Raw genomic sequence first — 6,834 nt, forward strand, 5'->3', positions numbered from 1 at the left:
GCCACGGGCACACTGCCGACGCGATCGAGAACCTCGAAGAACTTCGCCTTGAGTTCCACGGAAACGGACACGGTCCTCGCAACCCCCAGAAGATCCGGGTGTTGCGAGGACCACTAGACCCCAAGCGATAGGAGGGGGCCCTTCCTCACACGTTCCTAACACTCGACGATGGCTGCCGACTCGGCGGGCAGTTCGATGCCGTCCCGCATCACCGTCACGCCGGTCGAGGTGGTCAGCAGCACCGAGCGGACCACCCCGGGAAGGTTGATCCGTTGCGGCTTGCCGGCGAGGTTCGCCACGACCAGGCAGCGGCCCCGCCGGACCACGACGAACTGGTCGCCGTAGCGGACGTCGACCAGGTCCAACCGGGAGTCGGTCAGGTCCGGCCGGCGGCGCCGCAGCGCGATCAGCCGCTGGTACAGGTCGAGGGTCTCGCGGTGTTCGGGCTTGTCCCGTTCGGCCCAGTCCAGCCGGGAGCGGGCGAAGGTCTGCGGGTCCTGCGGATCGGGTACGTCGGCGGCGGGCCAGCCGTGCGCGGCGAACTCCCGGCGCCGCCCGGTGGCCACGGCGGCGGCCAGTTCCGGCTCGGGGTGGCTGGTGAAGAACTGCCACGGGGTACGCGCACCCCACTCCTCCCCCATGAACAGCATCGGGGTGAACGGGGCGGTGAGCAGCAGGGTCGCCCCGACCCGCAGCAGCCCCGGGGAGAGCGTGGCGGAGAGCCGGTCCCCGAGCGCCCGGTTGCCGATCTGGTCGTGGTTCTGCAGGAAGGCCACGAACCGGTGCCCCGGCGTGCGGTGCCGGTCGATCGGCCGGCCGTGGGTACGTTGCCGGAAACTGGACCAGGTGCCGGCGTGGAAGAACGCCCCGGTCAGCACGTCGGCCAGGCACTCCAGGGAGCCGAAGTCGGCGTAGTAGCCCTGCCGTTCCCCGGTGAGCAGGGCGTGCAGGGCGTGGTGGGCGTCGTCGTTCCACTGGGCGTGCAGGCCCAGCCCGCCGGCCTCCCGGGGGGTGACCAGCCGGGGGTCGTTGAGGTCGGATTCGGCGATCAGGGACAGCGGCCGGCCCAGCCCGGCGGCGAGGGCCTCCACCTCGACGGCCAGTTCCTCCAGCAGCGGGGTGGCCCGGGAGTCGACGAACGCGTGCACGGCGTCCAGCCGCAGCCCGTCGACGTGGTAGTCACGCAGCCACATCAGCACGCTGTCGGTGATGTACCGGCGGACCTCGTCGGAACCGGGCCCGTCCAGGTTGACCGACCGGCCCCAGGCGTTGCTCTGCTCGGCCAGGTACGGGCCGAACAGCGGTGCGTAGGCCCCCGAGGGGCCGAAATGGTTGTAGACGACGTCGAGGATCACCCCCAGTCCGCGCGCGTGGGCCGCGTCGACCAGGCGTTTCAACCCGTCCGGGCCGCCGTACGGCTGGTGCGGGGCGAACCAGCAGACCCCGTCGTAGCCCCAGTTGTGCTCCCCGTTGAAGGCGTTCACCGGCAGCAGTTCGATCATGTCGATGCCCAGGTCGACCAGATGGTCGAGCCGCTCGATCGCGGCGTCGAAGGTGCCCTCCGGGGTGAATGTGCCGACGTGCAGTTCGTAGAGGACGCTGCCGGGCAGTGCCCGGCCGGTCCAGTCCCGGTCGGTCCAGGTGAACGCGTCGTGGTCGTAGCGCCGGCTCGGCCCGTGCACCCCCGCCGGCTGCCACGCCGAACGGGGGTCCGGCAACGGCCGGTCGTCGTCGTCGAGCAGGTAGGCGTAGTCGGTACCCGGACCGGCGTCCGGCACGTCCAGCCGCCACCAGCCGCCGTCGGAGCGGGTCATCTCCCGGTCCGGCCGGCCGGTGAGCCGCAGCCGGACCCGGCGCGCCTGCGGGGCCCAGACCGTGAACGCGGTCATGACGGTGCGCTCCGGTGTCCGCCGCTACCCAGGGTCATGACGCCTCCACGCGGGTCGTTGGGGTGAGGAGTGCCACCGGATAGTGATCCAGCAGGTCAGCCAGGGGTATCCGGTCGCCACTGTAGACCCGTCCGGTGAACAACTCTGTCACTTCGTTAACGGGAAGCGACAGGGCCGAGTTACCCCATCCGCCCCGGGCGGCCAGCCCGACCGGGAGCCGGGTCGCGACGGTCACCGCCCCGCCCCGGTCGAAGGCGACCGCGTGGTCGGCTGCCGGCCCGTCCACCGGTACCGGCCGGTAGCCGGTGAACAGCTGCGGGGCGTCCCGGCGCAGCCGCAGGGCCCGGGAGACGACCAGCAGCTTCGCCGCGCCGGTACCGTCCACCGGTGGTCGCCAGCCGGCGTCGATCCGGGCCAGCAGTTCCCGGCGTAGCGCGAAGTCGACCGGGCGCCGGTTGTCCGGGTCGACCAGCGAGTTCTCCCACAGCTCGGTGCCCTGGTAGACGTCCGGCACCCCGGGCATGGTGAGCTGGACCAGCTTCTGCCCGAGCGAGTTGGACCAGCCCGCCGAGGCGATCTCCGCGACGAACCCGGTGATCCCGGCGTGCAGCGTCGGGTCGTCGTGGATCCGGTCGACCACCGCGTGCAGGGCGTCCTCGTAGACCGGGTCGGGTTGCGCCCAGCTCGTCGCGTCGGCCGCCTCCCGGGCCGCCTTCTGCACGTAGGCGTGCAGCCGGTCCCGGTCGATCGGCCAGGCCCCGACGACGGTCTGCCAGAGCAGGTGGGCGAAGGCCGGGTCGGGCAGCGGGGCGTACCCCGTCCACTGCCCGACCTGGTCGGCCCAGCGCTGGGGCAGCTCGGACAGGACGGCGAGCCGGGCCCGGACGTCCTCGCCGCGTTTGGTGTCGTGGGTGGAGAGCGTGGTCATGCCGGCCGGCCAGCGGCGCAACCGGGCGGTGGCGGCGGCGTGGAACCCGGTCGGCGGCACCCCGAAGTGCGCCGGGCTGCCGCCGACCTCGTTGAGCGCGACGAACCGGGTCCACCGGTAGTAGGCGGTGTCCTCGACGCCCTTGGCCATCACCGCCCCGGAGAGCTGGGCGAACCGGGTGGCCAGGTCGTCGGCCGGGTCACCCAGCCGGGCGGTGACCGCGTCCAGCGTGGCGGTGAGGTCGGGACGACGCCGGCCGGCCTCGGCGCGGGCCTTCGCCAGGTGCCCGGCGCCCTCCGGCGGGTAGCCCCGGTACACCGGGAAGCAGGCGGCCAGCTCGGCCAGGGCCGCGCGGACCTGCCCGTGGTCGGCTTCGGGCACCAGCCGGGCCAACCGGGTCAGCTCGGCGGCGAGCAGCCCGGTGGCGGCGGTCAGCTTGGTGGCGTGGATCAGCTCCGGCCAGGAGGTGACCCGGCCGGTGAGCCGGGTGTCCAGGGCGGTGAGGTCGGCCTCCGCGCGGCCGTCGACGAAGAGCCCGCAGACCTCGGCCAGCGCGTCGTAACCGGTGGTGCCGTCCACCGGCCAGTCCGGCAACTGCTCGCCGTACTCCAGGATCTTCTCCACCAGCAGCCACACCCCGGGTGCGGCGGCGCGCAGCCGGGCCAGGTAGCCGGCCGGGTCGCGCAGTCCGTCCGGGTGGTCGACCCGGATACCGTCGACGTCCCCGGCGTCGACCCAGCGGAGGATCTCGGCGTGGGTGGCGGCGAAGACCGCCGGGTCCTCGACCCGCAGGCCGGCCAGGTCGGAGACGGCGAAGAACCGCCGGTAGGTCAGCTCGCTGTCGCCACGTCGCCAGGAGACCAGCTCGTAGTGCTGCCGGTCGTGCACCTCGCGGGCGGTCCCGGAGCCGGTGCCGTCGGCGACCGGGAACCGGTGCTCGTGGTAGCGCAGTTCACCGTCGACGACCGTCAGGTCGTCCAGGGCGGTCGGGTCGTCGGCGAGGACCGGCAGCTTCAGCCGGCCGGCGGACCAGTCGATGTCGAACCAGTCGGCGTACGCCGACCCGCGTCCCCGGCGCAGCACGTCCCACCAGGCCGGGTTGGCGGCCGGTACGGCCACCCCGGCGTGGTTGGGCACGATGTCGACGACCAGCCCCAGCCCGGCCGCGCGCAGCGCGGCGACCAGCCGCCGCCGGCCCGGCTCCCCGCCGAGTTCCGGGTTGACCCGGGAGTGGTCGACCACGTCGTAGCCGTGCGCCGAGCCGGGTGTGGCGGCCAGCAGCGGTGCGCTGTACAGGTGGGTCACCCCGAGGTCGGCGAGGTAGCCGGCCAGCCCGGCGGTGGCGGCCAGGTCGAAGTCGGGTCGTACCTGCACCCGGTAGGTGGCGCGGACCGGCACCGGCCGCCGCCCCTGCTCCCCCGCGTCGCCCGGCGGCACGTCGGCCACCTCAGGCCGTCCTCTCCAGCACCACCAGCGAACGGTCCGGGACCACGACGGTGCCCCCGGCGGCGACCACCGCCGGCTTGTCCGGCTCCGGATCGGCGGTACTGATCACCGACGTCCAGCGCGGGCCGTACTCCTCGCCGGGCAGGGTGAACTCCAGCGGCGCGTCGTGCGCGTTGAAGCAGAGCAGGTAGGAGTCGTCCTGGTGGCGCTGGCCGTACTGGCCGCGTTCCCGGATGCCGTCGCCGTTGACGAAGAGGGTGACCGCCCGGCCGAAGTCGTTGCCCCAGTCCTCGCCGGTCATCTCCCGGCCGTCCGGGGTGTACCAGGCCAGGTCGGGCAGCGGGGCGTCGGCGGTCCGGCCGCGTACCGGCAGGCCGGTGAAGAACCGGCGACGCCGGAACACCTGGTGCCGGGCCCGGAACGCGGTCAGGGTACGGACGAACTCCAGCAGCGCCTCGTCGGTGTTCTCCCAGTCGACCCAGGCCAGCTCGCTGTCCTGGCAGTAGGCGTTGTTGTTGCCGTGCTGGGTGCGGCCCAGCTCGTCACCGTGCCCGATCATCGGTACGCCCTGCGACAGCATCAGGGTCGCCAGGAAGTTGCGCCGTTGACGGGCCCGCAGGGCCCGCACGTCGGGGTCGTCGGTGTCCCCCTCCACCCCGCAGTTCCAGGACCGGTTGTGCCCCTCCCCGTCGCGGTTCGACTCCCCGTTGGCCTCGTTGTGCTTGTCGTTGTACGACACCAGGTCGTGGAGGGTGAACCCGTCGTGGCAGGTGACGAAGTTGATGCTGTGGAACGGTCGCCGCCCGTCGTCCTGGTACAGGTCGGCGGAGCCGGAGATCCGGGAGGCGAACTCGGCCAGGGTGGCCGGTTCGCCGCGCCAGAAGTCCCGCACGGTGTCCCGGTACTTGCCGTTCCACTCGGTCCACATGGGCGGGAAGTTGCCGACCTGGTAGCCGCCGGGGCCGACGTCCCACGGTTCGGCGATCAGCTTGACCTGGCTGACCACCGGGTCCTGCTGGACCACCTCGAAGAAGGTGGAGAGGCGGTCCACCTCGTAGAACTCCCGGGCCAGCGTGGCGGCGAGGTCGAAGCGGAACCCGTCGACGTGCATCTCCTGCACCCAGTACCGCAGCGAATCCATGATCAGTTGCAGGGAGTGCGGGCTGCGCACGTTGAGGCTGTTGCCGGTGCCGGTGTAGTCGACGTAGTACCGCCGGTCCTCCTCCGACAACCGGTAGTAACTGGCGTTGTCGATGCCCTTGAAGCCGAGCGTCGGGCCCAGGTGGTTGCCCTCGGCGGTGTGGTTGTAGACCACGTCGAGGATCACCTCGATGCCGGCGGCGTGCAGCGCCCGGACCATCCCCCGGAACTCGCCGACCTGCTGGCCGAGCCGCCCCATCGCCGAGTAGCCGTGGTACGGGGCGAAGAAGCCGACGGTGTTGTACCCCCAGTAGTTGCGCATCCCCAGGTCGGCCAGCCGGTGGTCGTGCACGAACTGGTGCACCGGCATCAGCTCCAGCGCGGTGACCCCGAGCGAGGTCAGATAGTCGATCATCACCGGGTGGGCGATGCCGGCGTACGTGCCGCGCAGCTCCTCGGGGATGCCCGGGTGCCGCCGGGTCAACCCCTTCACGTGCGCCTCGTAGATCACCGAGTGGTGGTACGGCCGGCGGGGCGGCTTGTCGTTGCCCCAGTCGAAGTACGGGTTGACCACCACCGACTTCGGCATGAACGGCGCCGAGTCGGTCTCCGACATCCGCTCGGGATCGCCCAGCTCGTAGCCGTACACCGCCGGATCCCACTGCACGTCCCCGTCGACCGCCTTGGCGTACGGGTCCAGCAGCAGCTTGTGCGGGTTGCAGCGCAGCCCGTTCGCCGGGTCGTACGGGCCGTGGATGCGGTACCCGTACCGCTGGCCGGGTTCGATCCCCGGCAGGTACGCGTGCCAGACGTAGGCGTCGACCTCGCGCAGGGTGACCCGCCGCTCGGCGCCGGTGTCCCACTCGTCGAAGAGGCACAACTCGACGGACTCGGCGACCTCGGAGAAGATCGCGAAATTGGTACCCGTGCCGTCGTAGGTCGCCCCCAACGGATAACGCTCACCGGGCCAGACCTGCATGGTGCTCCTCAACGTGGTGCGACGGGTTGTCCTGGTCGAACACGTGCGACGCCGGTCACGGCCGTCCGGGCCCGGGGCCGACGCCGCTACGCGATCGACGCGCGTCGAATGGTCAGCGCCGCCCGCGCGCACGCCGGTATTGCCCCACCGCCCGCCGGCTCAATCCACCCGATCGGGTCGCTACCGATATCCAACCTCCTGACCCGACCTGACGCCTCCGGTGTCTTCGGTCACCTTCGCTCTTTTCAAGATGCGGTCCGCCCCGATGTGCCTTTTGCTAGTAGCGGGGTCCGGTGCGCGCCGGTTCCCCGATCGGCCTTCGGCCACCCTCACCTTTCTCCTGCCGTCACCGGTGCCGGCACGACCACCCATGCATGGATGGAGTTAGACGTGACCCTGCGGGTCGGCGAGCAGCTCACGAACCCCACGATCACCCCGGACCGGTCCTGCCG

The 6,834-nt window shown here is 71.8% G+C and carries 3 protein-coding genes; all 3 read right to left on the minus strand.

Annotated features, from left to right (window positions below):
* Positions 1–155 precede the first annotated feature (155 nt).
* Genes treZ through glgX form a run of 3 tightly spaced genes read right to left on the minus strand, consistent with a single transcriptional unit; the run spans position 156 to position 6,382 of the window.
* Positions 156–1,889 (minus strand): malto-oligosyltrehalose trehalohydrolase, encoded by a 1,734-nt coding sequence (gene treZ / locus GSF22_RS28375; protein ID WP_208816834.1) that lies wholly within the window; start codon positions 1,887–1,889, stop codon positions 156–158.
* A gap of 34 nt (positions 1,890–1,923) precedes the next feature.
* Positions 1,924–4,254 carry a malto-oligosyltrehalose synthase gene (gene treY / locus GSF22_RS28380; protein WP_307804401.1) on the minus strand — a complete coding sequence of 777 codons (2,331 nt, stop codon included), beginning with the start codon at positions 4,252–4,254 and terminating at the stop codon, positions 1,924–1,926.
* Positions 4,255–4,264: 10 nt separating this feature from the next.
* Positions 4,265–6,382: a glycogen debranching protein GlgX gene (gene glgX / locus GSF22_RS28385; RefSeq protein WP_208816836.1), complete on the minus strand. Its 2,118-nt coding sequence runs from the start codon at positions 6,380–6,382 to the stop codon at positions 4,265–4,267.
* Positions 6,383–6,834 lie beyond the last annotated feature (452 nt).

It is taken from the genome of Micromonospora echinofusca, assembly GCF_017614955.1.
GTDB lineage: Bacteria > Actinomycetota > Actinomycetes > Mycobacteriales > Micromonosporaceae > Micromonospora > Micromonospora echinofusca_A.

Bases quoted from the DNA above. Each gene is read 5' to 3' on its own strand.
- treZ (WP_208816834.1), bottom strand. From the start codon at position 1,889: ATGACCGCGTTCACGGTCTGGGCCCCGCAGGCGCGCCGGGTCCGGCTG.
- glgX (WP_208816836.1), bottom strand. From the start codon at position 6,382: ATGCAGGTCTGGCCCGGTGAGCGTTATCCGTTGGGGGCGACCTACGAC.